Origin of the sequence: Paraburkholderia sp. Tr-20389 (genome assembly GCF_017104565.1) — a bacterium.
GTDB lineage: Bacteria > Pseudomonadota > Gammaproteobacteria > Burkholderiales > Burkholderiaceae > Paraburkholderia.
On sequence record NZ_JAAGPD010000001.1, the window covers coordinates 318,021 to 333,494 of the forward strand.

A 15,474-nucleotide genomic window follows, 5' to 3' on the forward strand; every position below is an offset into this window, starting at 1 on the left:
TAGATCGGAAATTGCGATTTTCTTTGTGCGGAGCCGCCGTCTAGGATGAGCGGATTGTTACAGGACTCTCCGGATGGAGGCGCGCGATGGAGCACAAGGCACGAACCCAGAATGAGCAACTGGAAGTCAAGACGACGACGTGCTACATGTGCGCCTGTCGGTGCGGCATTCGCGTGCATCTGCGCGATGGCGAGGTGCGTTATATCGACGGCAATCCGGAGCATCCGCTCAATCAAGGTGTGATCTGCGCGAAAGGCTCGTCGGGCATCATGAAGCAGTACTCGCCTGCGCGCCTCACGCAGCCGTTGATGCGCAAGCCGGATGCGTTGCGCGGCACGGCGCAGTTCGAGCCCGTCTCGTGGGAGGTCGCGTTCGACGCGCTTGAAAAGCGCCTCGCGCACCTGCGCGCGACCGACCCGAAGAAGTTTGCGCTCTTCACCGGCCGCGACCAGATGCAGGCGCTGACGGGCCTGTTCGCGAGGCAGTTCGGCACGCCCAACTACGCGGCGCACGGCGGCTTCTGCTCGGTGAACATGGCCGCCGGCATGATCTATACGATGGGTGGCTCGTTCTGGGAATTCGGCGGCCCGGATCTCGATCGCGCCAGGCTCTTCTTCATGATCGGCACCGCGGAGGATCACCATTCGAATCCGCTGAAGATCGCGATCTCGAAGTTCAAGCGTGCGGGCGGCCGCTTCATTGCGATCAATCCGGTGCGCACCGGCTACGCGGCGATTGCGGACGAATGGGTGCCCATCCGTCCCGGCACCGACGGCGCGCTCTTCATGGCGCTGATGCGTGAGCTGATCGAAAGCAATGCGTATGACCGCGAGTTCGTTGAGCGCTTCACGAATGCGGGCGAGTTGCTCGACATGCGCGAAGACAACGACACGTACGGTCTGTTCGTGCGCAACGAACAGGCGGAAGAGCACAATGCGCTGTTCCCGCAGAATCATCTCTGGTGGGATCCGGTCGCCCAGCGCGAAGTGCTGCATCACGCGCCGGGCGTGCGTCCCGCGCTCGAAGGCCGCTACACGCTTGCGGACGGCACGCCTGTTGCACCGTCGTTTGCCCTGCTGCGCGAGCAGGTGGCGAACTGCACGCCCGAATGGGCGTCGGAGATCACGGGCATTCCCGCCGATACGATCCGCCGTCTCGCGCGCGAGATGGCCGATGTCGCCCACGACCAGAAGATCACGCTGCCGATTCCGTGGACCGACTCGTGGGGCGAAACGCACGACACCGTGACGGGCGCGCCGATCGCCTTTCACGCGATGCGCGGCCTTGCCGGTCATTCGAACGGCTTCCAGACGATCCGTGCGCTCGCCGTGCTGATGTCGCTGCTCGGCACCATCGACCGCCCGGGTGGCTTCCGCCACAAGCCGCCGTATCCGCGCGCGGTGCCGCCGTCGGCGAAACCGCCGAACAGTCCCGACGATGTGAAGCCGAACACGCCGCTGTCGAATGGTCCGCTCGGCTGGCCGGCCGGTCCCGAAGACCTGTTCATCCACGATAACGGCGACCCCGTGCGAATCGACAAGGCGTTCTCGTGGGAATACCCGCTCGCCGTGCACGGCCTGATGCACAGCGTGATCACCAACGCATGGCGCGGCGATCCTTATCCGATCGACACGCTGCTGATCTTCATGGCCAACATGGCCTGGAACTCGTCGATGAATACCGTCGAGGTCCGCAAGATGCTCGCGGACCGCCACGAAAACGGCGAGTACAAAATCCCGTTCATCGTGGTGTGCGATGCGTTCCAGTCGGAGATGACGGCGTTCGCCGATCTGATCCTCCCCGACACGACGTACCTCGAACGCTACGACGCGATGTCGATGCTCGATCGCCCGATCTCCGAGTTCGATGGTCCCGTCGATTCCGTACGCGTGCCCGTCGTGCCGCCGACAGGCGAATGCAAGCCGTTCCAGGAAGTACTCGTCGAACTGGCGAGCCGCCTGAAGCTGCCTGCCTTCACGACGCCCGAGGGGACGCGCCGGTATCGCGGTTATACCGATTTCATCGTCAACCATCAGACCGCTCCGGGCTCGGGCGTCGGTTTCCTGATGGGCTGGCGCGGCAGGGACGGCACGGATGCGCTCGTCGGCGAGCCGAATCCGAAGCAATGGGAAGAGTACGCGAAGCACAACTGCGTCTATCACTACGCGCTGCCCGAGACGTTGCAGTACATGCGCAACAGCAACGGGCCGTACCTGAAATTCGCGGTCGAGAAGGGCATGCGCAAGTTCGACACGCCGATCGTGATCGCCCTCTACTCGGACGTGATGCAGAAATTCAGGCTCGCCGCGCAGGGCAGGACAAAAGGGCGGCAGCCGCCCGATCATCTGCGCGCACGCATCGAGCGGTATTTCGATCCGCTGCCGGTGTGGTACCCGCCGCTCGAACACGACACGACCGATCACGCGCGCTTTCCACTCGCGGCCATCACGCAGCGGCCGATGGCGATGTATCACTCGTGGGACTCGCAGAACGCATGGCTGCGCCAGATTCACGGCGAGAACTATCTTTACATGAATCCGCGCACGGCCGCCGCACAAGGTATCGAGGACGGCGGCTGGATCTACGTCGAATCGCAATGGGGCAAGGTGCGGTGTCTCGCGCGCTATAGCGAAGCCGTCGAGCCGGGCACCGTGTGGACGTGGAATGCAATCGGCAAGGCGGCTGGCGCGTGGAATCTCGGTCCGGACGCGAACGAATCGCGACGCGGCTTCCTGCTCAATCACGTGATCACGGATGAGATTCCCGTCAGCAATCCGGCTTACCCGCGCACGTCGAATTCCGATCCCGTGACGGGGCAGGCCGCGTGGTACGACGTGCGCGTGCGTATCTTTCCGGCAGAGCGCGACGCCGATCACACGCTGCCGCAGTTCGCGCCGATGCCCGCGGAGATGCCGGGTGTGGTGGGCGCGAGCCTGGGCGACCGGATCCACCGCGTCGTGCAGACGTATTTCGCGGGGCGCGGCGAGTTCGTGGCGCGGCTGCGCAAGCCGACACAACGCAACTGAAGAGACTGGAGCGGGGAGCATCGTATGACACAGATGGCGCTCGTTATCGATCTGAACGTCTGCGTGGGTTGCCATGCCTGCGTGACGAGCTGCAAGGAATGGAACACGTCCGGTGAAGCGGGCAGTCTCGCGGATTTCCGTCCGTATGACGCGGACCCTTCCGGCACGTTCTTCAACCGCGTTCAGACCTTTGAGGCCGGCGAGTTTCCGCTCGCCGACACGATCCATTTTCCGAAGTCGTGCCTGCACTGCGAGGATCCGCCGTGCGTGCCCGTCTGTCCGACGGGGGCGAGCTACAAACGCAAGGAAGACGGCCTGGTGCTGGTCGATTACGACCGCTGCATCGGCTGCAAGTACTGTGCGTGGGCCTGTCCCTACGGCGCGCGCGAGATCGACGAAAAGCGCAAGGAGATGACCAAGTGCACGCTGTGCTCGGACCGTATCTATAACGAGGCGCTGCCCGAGCGCGATCGCAAGCCCGCGTGCGTGCTCGCGTGTCCGACGTCGGCGCGGCTCTTCGGCGATATCCACGACCCGGAGTCGGTCGTGTCGAAGGCGATCAGGGAGCGTGGCGGCTATCAACTGATGCCGGAGTGGGGCACACGGCCCTCGAATCATTATCTGCCGCGCCAGAAGGTGACGTCATGCGGGGGCGGTTCGTGTTCGTGCAAGACGGCGTCCGGCGGTGACGAAGCCGGGACTGCATCTGTTGAAGTGCAGGCGGAGCGGGGCGAACTGCATCTCGCCTCGATTGCGACGCGAATTTGAGTCAACAGGCTGAGTCAACTGACGATCGGAACAGGGTCCGGTCAGAGTCAAGGCACGATAAGGGAGACGCACATGAATCCGGCTTTTTCAGTGGTGTTTCTTACGACACTTAGCGGCGCCGGGCAGGGCCTGCTGATCGCGCTTGTCGGCGTCGAGGCGGCGACGCGGTTCGGCCTGTTCAACGCCGGCGCGGTGCCGCCGATGTTCTACGTGATTGGCGCGGCGTTGTCGTGCGTGCTCGGAGCATTGGGGCTGCTCGCATCGTTCTTCCACCTCGGACACCCCGAGCGCGCCTGGCGTGCGATTGCGATGTGGCGCACGTCATGGCTCTCGCGTGAATGCCTGGCGCTGCCGTTGTTTCTGGCGAGCACGTTCGCTTATGGCCTCGCGCATGCGTTTGCATCGGCATACACGCTTGAGGTTGGCGTTGTTGCGGTGGTCGCGAGCACAGTGCTGTTCGTCTGCACGGGGATGATCTACGCGTGTCTCCGCTTCCTGCAGGAGTGGGCGACTCCGCTCACGCTCGTCAATTTCGTGCTGCTGGGCTGCGCATCGGGCTTCACGCTCGCGACGGCAAGCGCAGCCGTGCTGGCGACGACACTCGTGCCGTCGCTGGCCGTCGCGGCCTGTGTGCTGACGTTGGCGGGTTTCGTGTCGCGCAGCGCCTCGCTTGCGCGCAACGCGCGGCTCAGGCCGAGATCGACGGTGCAGAGCGCAACGGGTATTCACGCCGCGCGGGTGGAGCAGAAGTCACGCGGCTTTACGGCTGGCGCCTTCAATCTGCGCGAGTTCTTCCACGGCAAGACGCCTGAGACACTCCGGCGTATCAAGTGGACCTTCATCGTCGCCGCGTTTATCGTGCCGTTTGGCCTCGTCGCGTTCGGTGGAAGTGTCCGCTCTATCGGAGTGTCGTCCGTGCTACTGTGCGCGGCGTCGGCGATCCAGTATGCGGGGCTCGTGGCAGAGCGGTGGTTCTTTTTTGCAGAGGCGCGGCATCCGCAGAATCTCTATTACCGGCAGGCCTGATCCGCCCTCTGCACGATAAGCATGATAAAGACCGCCGAAGGTCGATTTGCAAAGAACGTAACCCGTGTGATCGCAAAAGCCTCAACCGGCCGTTTTTTGGGGATCGCCGGGCACAGGCAATACCGCGCATTGTCCGCGGTCATGCGCGGCACCTTGAGGCCATGGCGATCCGTTACCGGTTGCGATCCGGATTGGTGAGCCTTTCGACACGCATGCGTCCTGGCGGCTCGAAATACGTCCCGAAGCGGACGAGCCCTGCTTTTCGCAGGTGACAGACCATCGTGAAGCTCACGAGCAGGCCCGGGTCGCGGTTGTCATTGATTTCGATTCCGACTGAACGCAGGCGCGGCTCGAACTTCAATAGCGTGCCTTCCATCTCGTTGCGCAGATCGTGGACGGAGGCCGGAAGATTCTTGTAGACCTCGGTGAGATCTGGCAGGCCGTAGTCTGGGACATGCTTTAGCGCCCCGGCGCGCGTGTTGAGGATGCGCCGGATGTTCGCCTGGACGCTTAGGATTTCGAGCGTGTTGTCGTCGTGATCTTCGAGCGTCTCGCCATCGATGTGGCCGAGCAGCATGTCGTACAGGGACGGTCCCGTGGGCATCGTGCAGTTCTCCTCAAGCGAAAGACGTTTCAGTCGCCGTTTCCGCGGCAGCCGGCGAGTCGTGGTCGAAGAAGTCGATCGTCAGGCTGCCTTCGGCCGAGCTGGACAGCGAGATTTTCGCCGGTGCCTTACTGCTGGCCAAGCGCGTCAGCAGTTCGCGCGAGACTGCCGGAAGGATGCGCTGGTTGAGGAACGCATCGACGTTGCGCGCGCCGGATTCCCGCGCGAGGCAGAGTTCAGCCATTGCGGCGACCAGTGAATCGTCGCAAGCCAGTTCGACATCATGCTGCCGGCGCAGTCGTTCAGCGACCTTCGCCAGTTTCAGGCGGACAATCTCAGCGAGCGCGGCTGCGTCGAGCGGCCGATAGACGAGCGTCTGGAAACGTGCGAGCAGGGCGGGCTGGAAATGGGCGACCAGTTGCGGATGAATGGCCTCAAGAAGCCCCGCCTGCGCGATATCCGGAGTGTCAGACGTGACCTCGTCAATCTGTGCGCTTCCGAGATTCGAGGTCATCAGGATCACGCAGTTGCGGAAGTTGATCTCGCGTCCTTCACCGTCGCGCATCGTGCCGCGGTCGAACACCTGGTAGAAGATGTCGAGCACGTCGCGGTGCGCCTTTTCCACCTCATCAAGCAACACGACACTGTATGGGCGCTGACGCACGGCCTCGGTCAGCATGCCACCGCGGCCGTATCCGACGTAGCCCGGAGGCGACCCCTTGAGCTGCGATACGGTGTGCGATTCCTGATATTCAGACATGTTGATTATGGTCAAGGCTGCCTCGCCGCCGAAGAGCAGGTCCGCGAGCGCGAGCGCGGTCTCGGTCTTGCCGACACCCGACGGGCCTGCGAGCAGGAACACGCCGAGTGGCGCATGTTCGTTCTTCAGGCCCGCTTTCGCCGTGCGCAGGCTTTCCGCGAGCGCGCCGAGCGCATCGTCTTGTGCGACGACGCGTTTCGCGAGTTCGGTTTCAAGGGTGAGCAGCCCCTTCAGTTCATCTTCGAGCAGGTTGCCTACCGGCACGCCCGTCCATTCCGCCACCACCCGCGCGACCGCCTGGGCGTCCACATCCGCGAAAATCAGGGGCGCCTTGCCCTGCGCGTGCGCGAGTGCTTCACGTGTCCCTGCCAGGGTGGTGTTGTCCCCTGCAGTGACCCTAGTCGCAGCTTCACGTTGCAGGAGCAGTGACTGCACGAGGGCGAGTTCCTGGCCATATCGCTGTTGCAGCGTCTCCATCCGGGTTCGCACTTCGGTGAGTGCGGTCGCGAGCGCGTCGCGGCGCTCCTGCACATCGCCGATACCGGCACGCGCGTCGTCTTCAATCGTTGCGAGTTCGAGTTCAATGGCTGAGACTGCGGCTTTTGCGCGCTGCAGTTCCGCCGGCGGCGATTCGAGCCCTACGCGCACGCGTGCTGCCGCCGTGTCGATCAGGTCGACGGCCTTGTCCGGCAACTGCCGCGCGGGGATATAGCGCCGCGAGAGCTTGACTGCGGCCACCAGCGCTTGATCACGGATGTGCACATTGTGATATTTCGCGTAACGCTCCTTCAAGCCACGCAGCATCAGGCAGGCTGCGTCGTCATCCGGCTCATCGACCTTGATCATCTGAAAGCGCCGTTCGAGCGCTGCATCGCGCTCGAAGTATTCCTTGTACTCCGACCACGTTGTTGCGGCGATCGTACGCAGCTCGCCCCGCGCGAGCGCCGGCTTAAGCAGGTTGGCCGCATCGGCGCCGCCCACTGTATTACCGGCGCCAATCAGCGTGTGGGCTTCGTCAATGAAGAGCAGGATCGGCACGCTGGATGCCTGCACCTCGTCGATCACATTCTTCAGTCGCTGCTCGAACTCGCCCTTCACGCCCGCGCCCGCCTGCAGTAGACCCATATCCAGCGTGAGGATCCGCACGTCCCGGATTGCATTGGGCACGGTGCCTTCTGTCACGCGCAGTGCGAGCCCTTCGACGAGGGCGGTCTTGCCTACGCCGGGCTCGCCCACCAGGATAGGGTTGTTCTTGCGGCGCCGCGCCAGCACGTCGACCATCTGCTGGATTTCGCGATCGCGGCCAAAGACGGGATCGATTTCACCACGATGTGCCTTTTCGGTCAGGTCAATGGCGAAGCGGGCGAGGGCGTCTCCTTCTACGCTGCGTGGCCGCGCCTGTACTGTCTTCTGTGCGGAAGCGGCAGCCGCACCGGTTTGCGTTGTCGCCGCCGTTTCGCCCCTTACTGTTTGCGGCACTTCAGGTTCGTTCTCGCATGAACGTTGCCCAAGGCGCGGCAGCAGACGCTGGATCTGCGCGCTACTGACCGTCATCAACTGCCATGTCTTCGGCGTGCGAAGAACATGCGGCGCATCAACGATCGCCTGAAGGACATGCCCCGAACGGATGGCCGGATTGCCGGCGTCGGCAGACGAGTGAAACCAGGCTTCCTGCAGGACGTGTGCGAGTTGCTGGGAGAGGCTGGGACGGCCACGCAGGTTGCGCGGGGTGCGCTCGATCGCCGCGAGCAGGGCATCCCACACCGCGTCCACATCCAGATCGTAGTCATTCAGGATGGCGGGGATATCGCCGTCTCCACTCTCGATCAGCTTGAGCAGCCAGTGCTCGACCGAGATCTCTTCCGCGAGCCGTGTCTGGCACAGGCTCGCTGCAGCTTCAAGCGCCTTGGCGCAGTGTGAATTGAGCCGGCGCAGAAGCTGGCTGGTGTCGCGGGCAGAGCTGCTCAGGTCGTGGCGCATGGGCATGTTCGGGCTGTTCGCACGTCTTAAGAGGGAGCGCACCCGCTATGAGCGAGCCGTCCTTGGCAATCAAAAGGCCAGTCCGCGCAGGCAGACCGGAAAAGGAAGGCCGGCGATTCCCAGAGAGAAGCACACCGGGGAGATGGTCCGTCCTTCAGACCAAGGGTGATCAGGAACGCTCGTTCCAGGTATCCTTGTGGATGATGTTGCCGTCCTTGTACGACCAGGTGATCGTCTCGTAGCGCAGCTCGACTTCCTCGAGGTGGTTGTGCTTTTCGAAGTCGGGGATCTTGATGTCGAGCATCTTCGGGCGCACCGCGACTATCTTCACGTTCTCGAGCTTGGTGTTGAAGTATTCCTTTTCCTTGCCCGCGTCGTCGATCTTGTACCACTTGATCTCGGCGGACTTAAGCGTTTGTCCGCTGGTCACGGCCTTGTACAGATACGGTGTCGAGGCGTCGGTTTCCTTGATGAGCTTGATCGGGGCGTGAACACGTGTTCCCGTCAGCTTGCCAGTGTTGTTGTCCGTCGGAATGTGCAGATCATGCTCGAACGCGGTGATCTCGACGCTGCCTTCGCGGTTCTGTACCGTCACCGAACCCTTGATGTCGGCGCCGCCATCGTCCTTGAGCCACATGTATGCCGGAATTGCCATTTCTAAAACTCCCTTCATTACTGCGACAATCGCCCGGAGTCGGTGACCGGGCTTCCTATCCCGAAGCCTGTGCTTCGGGGGCTAAAGCAGTGCCTCACTTCACCTGGGCTTTGGGCGCGGCCGGTCCCGGGGCACGAGGCGGTGCAGCGTCCGGTACGAGCGTGATCTCCACACGGCGGTTCCTCGCACGTCCCTCATCCGTGTCGTTGCTGGCGATCGGACGCGTATCGCCATAGCCCTGGATGGCGAACTGCGTTGACGCAATGCCCGAGGCCTCAATCAGCCAGTCACGCACGGCTTCGGCGCGCGCAGTCGACAGTTTCAGGTTGCTGGCGGGGTCGCCCACGTTGTCGGTGTAGCCAGCCACCAGGATCCGCTTGTCGGAATGTGCCTTGATCAATTCGAGCGCGTTGACCATGACGCGCGTCGAACCGTCTTTGAGCTGGGCCTTGCCGCTGTCGAAGAGCGACATACTGTCGAGCGTCACGACTGAGGGCGGTGGTGGCGGTGGCTGATAGGACGCGATTGCGCTGTTGAGTGCCGGGACCAGCCGCGCACCCCTGTACATGCCAAACGAAAGCCGCAGGGGCACGCCGGTGCGCTGGTATTCCAGAAGCCTGTCACGATCGGCAACCAGCGCCTTGAGGGCATCCTGTCGCGCGACGTCATGGTCGGCCGGCATCACCGCGTAACGTCCGAGGTCCGCGCCGATTTGGTCCAGCAATGCGTGATTGCTTCGCCCGGCAGCCCAGAACGCGATCATGGCGAGGCATCCCGCAATGCTGAGCACATGCGCGAGCGCCCGCAGTCTCGGGGAAACCCATAGCTTTCGTGGCGCGGCTTCGACGATGGGCTGCGGTAGCGGCCACGGCGCGGGTGTTGCGTCCAGTACCGGCGCGACGAGCCGCGTGCGCATCGCGACGGCGGCTTTCCACGCACTCTGCCCGGTGTCCTGCGGTCCGCAGTTGATCCACCCAATGCCATACAGGTTCCAGCGGGTGGCCGGATGATGACGGTCGTGTAGTGGCCCAATGACAGCACGCTGTGTCCAGTCGACCAGCGATGCGAGTTCCGCGGCCCGCCAGGCGGGTGTGCTGTCGTCTTCCGACTGCCATGCGGTGCGCTCCGCCGCACGAACCACGGTTTCAAACCGGGACACGTCCTCGAAAGGCGTCGCGCTGGAAACGCCGTACCAGCGTGGAGTCGGGATCGGCTGGTTGGGGGCACCCAGCCGCTGATAGATCGCCACGTAACCTGGCAGACGGGCACCGACGAACTTCGATGCATCGCTGACCGCCTGACGGATCAACCTCAGCTTCTGCGCAAGCGCATCGTCGTCTGCGTATGCCGCCGGGGTGAGTGTCAGCACGACCCCTTCCGGGGCGCGGCCATCACGCCACCGTCGCACAGCATCCGCGATTCGTGGCAGGCTTTGTGGATTGCCGATGCGCAGCCAGATTGCCCCGTCGCCCACCCACGCAAGCTGCTCTCTTCCATTCTCCCGGTCAAAGATCTGTGCAAGACCGTCGCCCGTGACGAGGAATACGGGCATGCGCGTACGCATGTTTGCGGGAAAGTCCGATGTCGTGCTGCCGAGTGCGGCCATGACGGCCTGCTGTTCGTCCTCGCGTTCGCGCAGTCGCCATGTGCGAAACAGCACGAATGCCGCACCGAGAACAAGCGATCCGGCCGCAATCCACCACGCGAGTGCACGGTCGACGGGAAGCACCGCGAGCGCAAGTGCGATGACCAGCACGGTCGTTATCCCCGCCACTCTGCGATAGGGATAACCGCCGTGAAAGATTCGCCATGAGGCTTCGGATCCCGCGAGCATCAGGTCTTCGCCGACAGCAGATGGGAGACCTGCAAATCGAGGCCTTGCCCGATCAGCACGAAGACGATGGCGCCGGCCGCACACGCGAGCCCGGCGATAGCCCATGGCGAGAGGCGGTAGAACCAGTCGAAGCGGTGCATACGCGTTGCATCAACCACCAGCCCTGAATTCCGCGACGGAACCCGCTTCTCCAGGCGCTCATTGAGTGAGCGGATGATGGCTGCACGCTGCTGGGCACCTTCGCGCGCATACCGTCCCTGGAAGCCCAGGCCGAGTACAGTCGCGTAGCACTCGAGCAGTTCCACGTTCGCCGGTGTTTCACGCATGCGCGTCGCCAGGCGGCTGTACACCTGTTCGCCAGCATCGTGTTCGCCGTAGCGCTCCACCTGCAACGGTGTCTGTTCCCAAAGCGAGCGGGTCTGCGCCGGCAGATGGGCGAGAACCGTTTCGTCGAGCAGACCGCATTGCATGTACAGCGCGTCGCGTGCGACGTCAGCGGGTACCTTGCGTGCGTCGAGGGTCGAAGCGAAGTCGTCGATCAGCGAGCGGCATTGTGCCCGCAGCTCCTCGGCGTCGTTCGTCGTCGCACCCTGTGCCAGCTGCGAGATTTCGAGCGCTGTATTACGAAGCAGGGCGAAGAGCGGAAGGGCGCTGCTGGTTGTCATTTGTTGCCCGGCGATGTCAGAGCGGCATAGAGTTCCAACGACGCGTCGGGCACGGTTCCCGGCAAATAGATCTGGCAGGTCCGCGCGGCAAGCATCCTGGCGAACATGGGGTCCGTCGCATCGAGCGCGAAATACTGGTTCTCAAGCCGTACCGGAATAGCCGCGGGGACGCGCTGTACCGCGCGAAGCCGTACGCCGGGGAGTGCAGAGTTGACGACATGGGCGATATCGTCCGGTGCGCCAATCTTGCAGAGCCGTGGAATCGTCTCGACCAGATCGAAGGCCGGGACCGAGGCATTGACCGACAGATACCAGTCGGCGCTTTCGAGCAGGCGATCGTCGTGAATCTGGCCACTCCAGTAGGCCGGTCCTTTTTTCAGCAACCCGATCGGTACGACGCGTGACGGAATGACGGCGTTGAGCAGATCGCGGATCAGGTCTTCCAGCTTCGAGAACACCTCGTCCTGGCGGTCATGCTCGTACGCAGGGATCTCGGCGAGGTTCGTGCGTGTCGAAAATGTCATGAGCGCGCCTGTGAGTTGCGCCAGGACGTGATAGAACCGCTCGGGAGGCTGGTACGGGTGGCTCGCAAGAAAGCGCAGTTCAGGCCAGTGCGTGTTCAGGCAATGAAGGAGCCAGAAAAGCGAGACGTCCGCCACGCCGAATTCGGCGACGTCGTCCACGCGCTCGCTGCGGCGCGCAGCAAGCGCAATGCTTTTGGCCTGAATGATGTCAGCAATACGCGACACCCGCGCCTCATGCCGCGGGTGGCCGCATAGCGCGAGGCAGGGTGGCACCCAGTCGGGGTCCAGCGCGAATACCCCATGCTGCCCGCGCGCAAGCCGGAAGACCGGGCAGACCAGGTAGTCCGCATGCGATTCGAAATCGAACAGAAGCTGGAGGGAGTGGCGCTCGACAGCAAGCTCGGCGTCGGTCGTACCGAGCAGGTCCGGCACTTCTACATACTCCCGGAAGTAGCGGCGCGGGCGCGAGACCGTTTCGCCATCCACACGGCAGTTGTTCCCGACCGCGTCCAGCAACGGAAGGCAGACATAGACGATTACGCTCTGAACGTCCGGCGCAACATCGCGTGCAAGATCGCGCGCCGGCGGCAGTACGTCAGCGACTGATGTATCGATAGGTGTGCCATCTGCGAAGCGCAGCTTGAGGGCGGTGGCCTTCACCCGTCCGTTGAGCAGTGTCTCCTCGTCGAGGCTCGCTTCCAGCACGCCCGATGGCTCGGCTATCGCAAGGCGAACGACCTGTTGCTGGGAGAAGTTCCACCAGAGTTCCTGTTGCTGAAAGTGATGTGGCGAGAGCACAAGGCCCTCCTGCCAGAGCGGTTTGAATGTCCGCATATTTTTGTCAATCAATCAGGTTTGCTTAATATCTTGTGGCGAATTTTAAACACAAACGGTCAGGTGTCGTCCAGCAATTAATGTTACATGCGTACCAATCGTGCATGCAGTGAATTTTTCGTAAATCGGATATGCGAACAGTTATCTCAATTTAAAAGATTGACCCTTCTCAAATTAATTTGATTCCATACGAAAGTAATCACAAAAAAGCCTGTTGGCGGGATGCTCCGTGTCTTTTATTCCGTTAAATCAGAAAAGTCGTATCGTGCTCTTAAAAATACGTATATCAATGTCAATCAAACAAAACTAAATTTAACAAAGAATAACAAATGAAAATTCCGTGCAAGAGAATCCCCCTTTGACGAATTAAGTAATAAGGTTTCTAATGCAAAGCTCATATGACGGGCGACAGGCTTCGCCCGCTATATGACGAGAAGAGAAGGCGGTAGCATGAATAGGATTCCTATTGGTAGCAGTACTTGAACACCAGGGATGATAGGCACCCGCTGCGCCTGCCGGACGGCACCAGCTACGGTGGGTTTGAGTGACCACTTATTGGAAAAGGTATGGCTGACAGCTTTCAGAAAGAAATTCCGTCAAGCAGAATTAACATTTCGGTCGATCTGCATACGGGTGGCGCGCAGAAAAAGATCGAACTCCCTCTGAAGCTTCTTGTGGCGGGAGACTTCAGTGCTGGCAAGGCAACGGGTGCGCTGGGTGAGCGCAAGAAGGTTTCGGTCAACAAGAACAATTTTGATAGCGTCCTCGCTGAGTTCAATCCTGAACTGAAGATCGCCGCCGAGAACACGCTGGCTGGTGACGGGACTGAACTCCCGGTGTCGCTGAATTTCCATTCGATGAAGGATTTTGAGCCGGAACAGGTTGCACGTCAAATCCCTGAATTGCAGGCCATGCTCGCCATGCGCAATCTGCTGCGTGACCTGAAATCGAACCTTCTGGATAACGGTACCTTCCGCCGTGAGTTCGAGAAAGTCCTGAAGGATTCGGCATTGTCAGCACGTCTGCGCGAAGAACTGTCGCAGATCGCAACTGCGGCAATCCGCCCCGAAGGTCATGCCTGAGGCAAAGCCTGAACGGGCCTTCACTGCATTGCGAATCTCTCTGGCTGCAAGGCGGCCGACAGGACATCACATGGCACACAACGAATCCCAGCAGGCTGGCACGCGCGAAAGCGTTGTGCTGCACGCTCCCGAAGCAGAGCATAACAGCGTCTATCAGGCTCTTTGCGAAAAGATCAATCTCAAACCGGTTCGCGAGGCGCGGCCGCTCGAGGCATTCCAGAACAGCGACCTGCTTTCGGAGTCGTCGGCCAGCGAGCGTATCGCACGCGGCATGAGCGCGTTCCTCGAACTGGTCGGCAAAGGCGACAAGCCCGTTGAGCGGCTGGACAAGTCGCTGCTCGACTTCCATATCGGGCAGCTCGACGAGCAGATCAGCCGTCAGCTCGACGCTGTCATGCATCACCCCGAGTTCCAGGCACTGGAGTCGCGCTGGCGCGGCGTGAAGTTCAACATTGATCGCATCGATTTCCGCCGTAACGTGCGCGTCGAAATGCTCGATCTGTCGAAGGAAGGTCTTCTGCGTGATTTCGAGGACTGCGCTGAAATCATCCAGAGCGGTCTCTACCGGCATACCTATATCGACGAATACGATACGCCGGGCGGCCAGCCGATCAGCGCGATGATCGCCGATTACCAGTTCACGAATTCGCCGCAGGACATCGCGCTTCTTCGCAACATCTCGAAGGTGGCTGCTGCCGCGCATATGCCGTTTATCGGTTCCGTCGGCCCGAGGTTCTTCGGCAAGCAGACGATGGAAGAAGTGGCCGCAATTCAGGACATCGGCAACTACTTCGATCGCGCCGAATACATCAAGTGGAAGAGCTTCCGCGATACCGACGATGCACGCTACATCGGACTGACGATGCCGCGTGTGCTCGGCCGTCTGCCGTACGGTCCCGACACGACGCCGGTGCGCAGCTTCAACTACCAGGAATCCGTGAAGGGCCCGGACCACGAGAAGTATCTGTGGGTCAACGCGGCGTTTGCCTTCTCGGCAAACATGGCGCGCAGCTTCATGGACAATGGCTGGTGTGTCCAGGTGAGGGGACCCCAGGCGGGTGGAAAGGTCGAAGACCTGCCGGTTCATCTTTACGACCTCGGCACTGGTGTACAGCCCAAGATCCCGACTGAAGTGTTGATTCCGGAGACGCGCGAGTTCGAGTTCGCCAACCTCGGTTTCATTCCGCTGTCGTTCTACAAGAATCACGACTACGCGTGCTTCTTCTCCGCCAATTCGGCCCAGAAGCCGGCGCTGTACGAGACCAGGGAAGCGACGGCCAACAGCCGCATCAACGCGCGCCTGCCGTACATCTTCCTGCTCTCGCGCATCGCGCATTACCTGAAGCTGATCCAGCGCGAGAACATCGGCACGACCAAGGACCGTCGTGTACTGGAGCTTGAGCTGAACAACTGGATCAAGGGGCTCGTGACCGAGATGAAGGATCCGGGCGACGAGCTCCAGGCTTCGCACCCGCTGCGTGAGGCCCGCGTCATGGTGGAGGATATTGAGGACAACCCGGGTTTCTTCCGCGTCAAGCTCTTCATCATCCCGCACTTCCAGATCGAGGGTATGGACATCGGCCTGTCGCTGGTGTCGCAGATGCCCAAGGCCAAGAACTGAGGGCCGGTTGCCGGCGCGCACGAGCGTGCCGGCTCCCACTTGTCATTTGTCGGCCGCCGCGCATTCGCTGAAGTACTAACCGGTGCATTCGGCCG

11 protein-coding genes are annotated in these 15,474 nt (G+C 61.7%); 5 read left to right on the forward strand and 6 right to left on the reverse strand.

Annotated elements, in window-relative coordinates; all coding sequences use genetic code 11:
- Positions 1–86 precede the first annotated feature (86 nt).
- From G3N95_RS01505 to G3N95_RS01515, 3 genes are all read left to right on the forward strand, one after another.
- Entirely contained in the window at positions 87–3,026 is a 2,940-nt protein-coding gene (locus G3N95_RS01505) for a molybdopterin oxidoreductase family protein (RefSeq protein WP_205968182.1), read from the forward strand.
- Between the two features lie 24 nt (positions 3,027–3,050).
- A complete protein-coding gene (locus G3N95_RS01510) occupies positions 3,051–3,794 on the forward strand; it encodes a 4Fe-4S dicluster domain-containing protein (RefSeq protein WP_205968183.1) in 744 nt (247 codons plus the stop codon).
- A gap of 72 nt (positions 3,795–3,866) precedes the next feature.
- Entirely contained in the window at positions 3,867–4,820 is a 954-nt protein-coding gene (locus G3N95_RS01515; protein WP_205968184.1) for a DmsC/YnfH family molybdoenzyme membrane anchor subunit, read from the forward strand.
- A 172-nt stretch (positions 4,821–4,992) separates the two neighbouring features.
- On the opposite strand, the gene tssE is transcribed toward G3N95_RS01515, so the two are convergent.
- The 6 genes from tssE to tssK form a co-directional block, all read right to left on the reverse strand.
- Entirely contained in the window at positions 4,993–5,424 is a 432-nt protein-coding gene (gene tssE, locus G3N95_RS01520) for a type VI secretion system baseplate subunit TssE (protein WP_205968185.1), read from the reverse strand.
- Positions 5,425–5,437: 13 nt separating this feature from the next.
- Complete coding sequence (tssH, locus tag G3N95_RS01525; protein ID WP_205968186.1) at positions 5,438–8,170, reverse strand: type VI secretion system ATPase TssH; 2,733 nt, start codon at positions 8,168–8,170, stop codon at positions 5,438–5,440.
- Positions 8,171–8,333: 163 nt separating this feature from the next.
- A complete protein-coding gene (locus tag G3N95_RS01530; protein WP_205968187.1) occupies positions 8,334–8,819 on the reverse strand; it encodes an Hcp family type VI secretion system effector in 486 nt (161 codons plus the stop codon).
- A 94-nt stretch (positions 8,820–8,913) separates the two neighbouring features.
- On the reverse strand, positions 8,914–10,575 hold the full coding sequence (locus G3N95_RS01535; RefSeq protein WP_346778337.1) for an OmpA family protein: 1,662 nt from the start codon (positions 10,573–10,575) through the stop codon (positions 8,914–8,916).
- A gap of 77 nt (positions 10,576–10,652) precedes the next feature.
- Positions 10,653–11,318, reverse strand: coding sequence for a DotU family type IV/VI secretion system protein (locus G3N95_RS01540; RefSeq protein ID WP_205968189.1), 666 nt, complete (start codon positions 11,316–11,318; stop codon positions 10,653–10,655).
- Positions 11,315–12,676: a type VI secretion system baseplate subunit TssK gene (gene tssK, locus G3N95_RS01545; protein WP_205968723.1), complete on the reverse strand. Its 1,362-nt coding sequence runs from the start codon at positions 12,674–12,676 to the stop codon at positions 11,315–11,317. The genes G3N95_RS01540 and tssK overlap by 4 nt, the downstream gene beginning before the upstream one ends.
- Before the next feature lie 566 nt (positions 12,677–13,242).
- Here tssK and tssB point away from each other — a divergent pair.
- Entirely contained in the window at positions 13,243–13,758 is a 516-nt protein-coding gene (tssB, locus tag G3N95_RS01550) for a type VI secretion system contractile sheath small subunit (RefSeq protein ID WP_205968190.1), read from the forward strand.
- Positions 13,759–13,828: 70 nt separating this feature from the next.
- Positions 13,829–15,379, forward strand: coding sequence for a type VI secretion system contractile sheath large subunit (gene tssC, locus G3N95_RS01555; protein ID WP_205968191.1), 1,551 nt, complete (start codon positions 13,829–13,831; stop codon positions 15,377–15,379).
- Positions 15,380–15,474 lie beyond the last annotated feature (95 nt).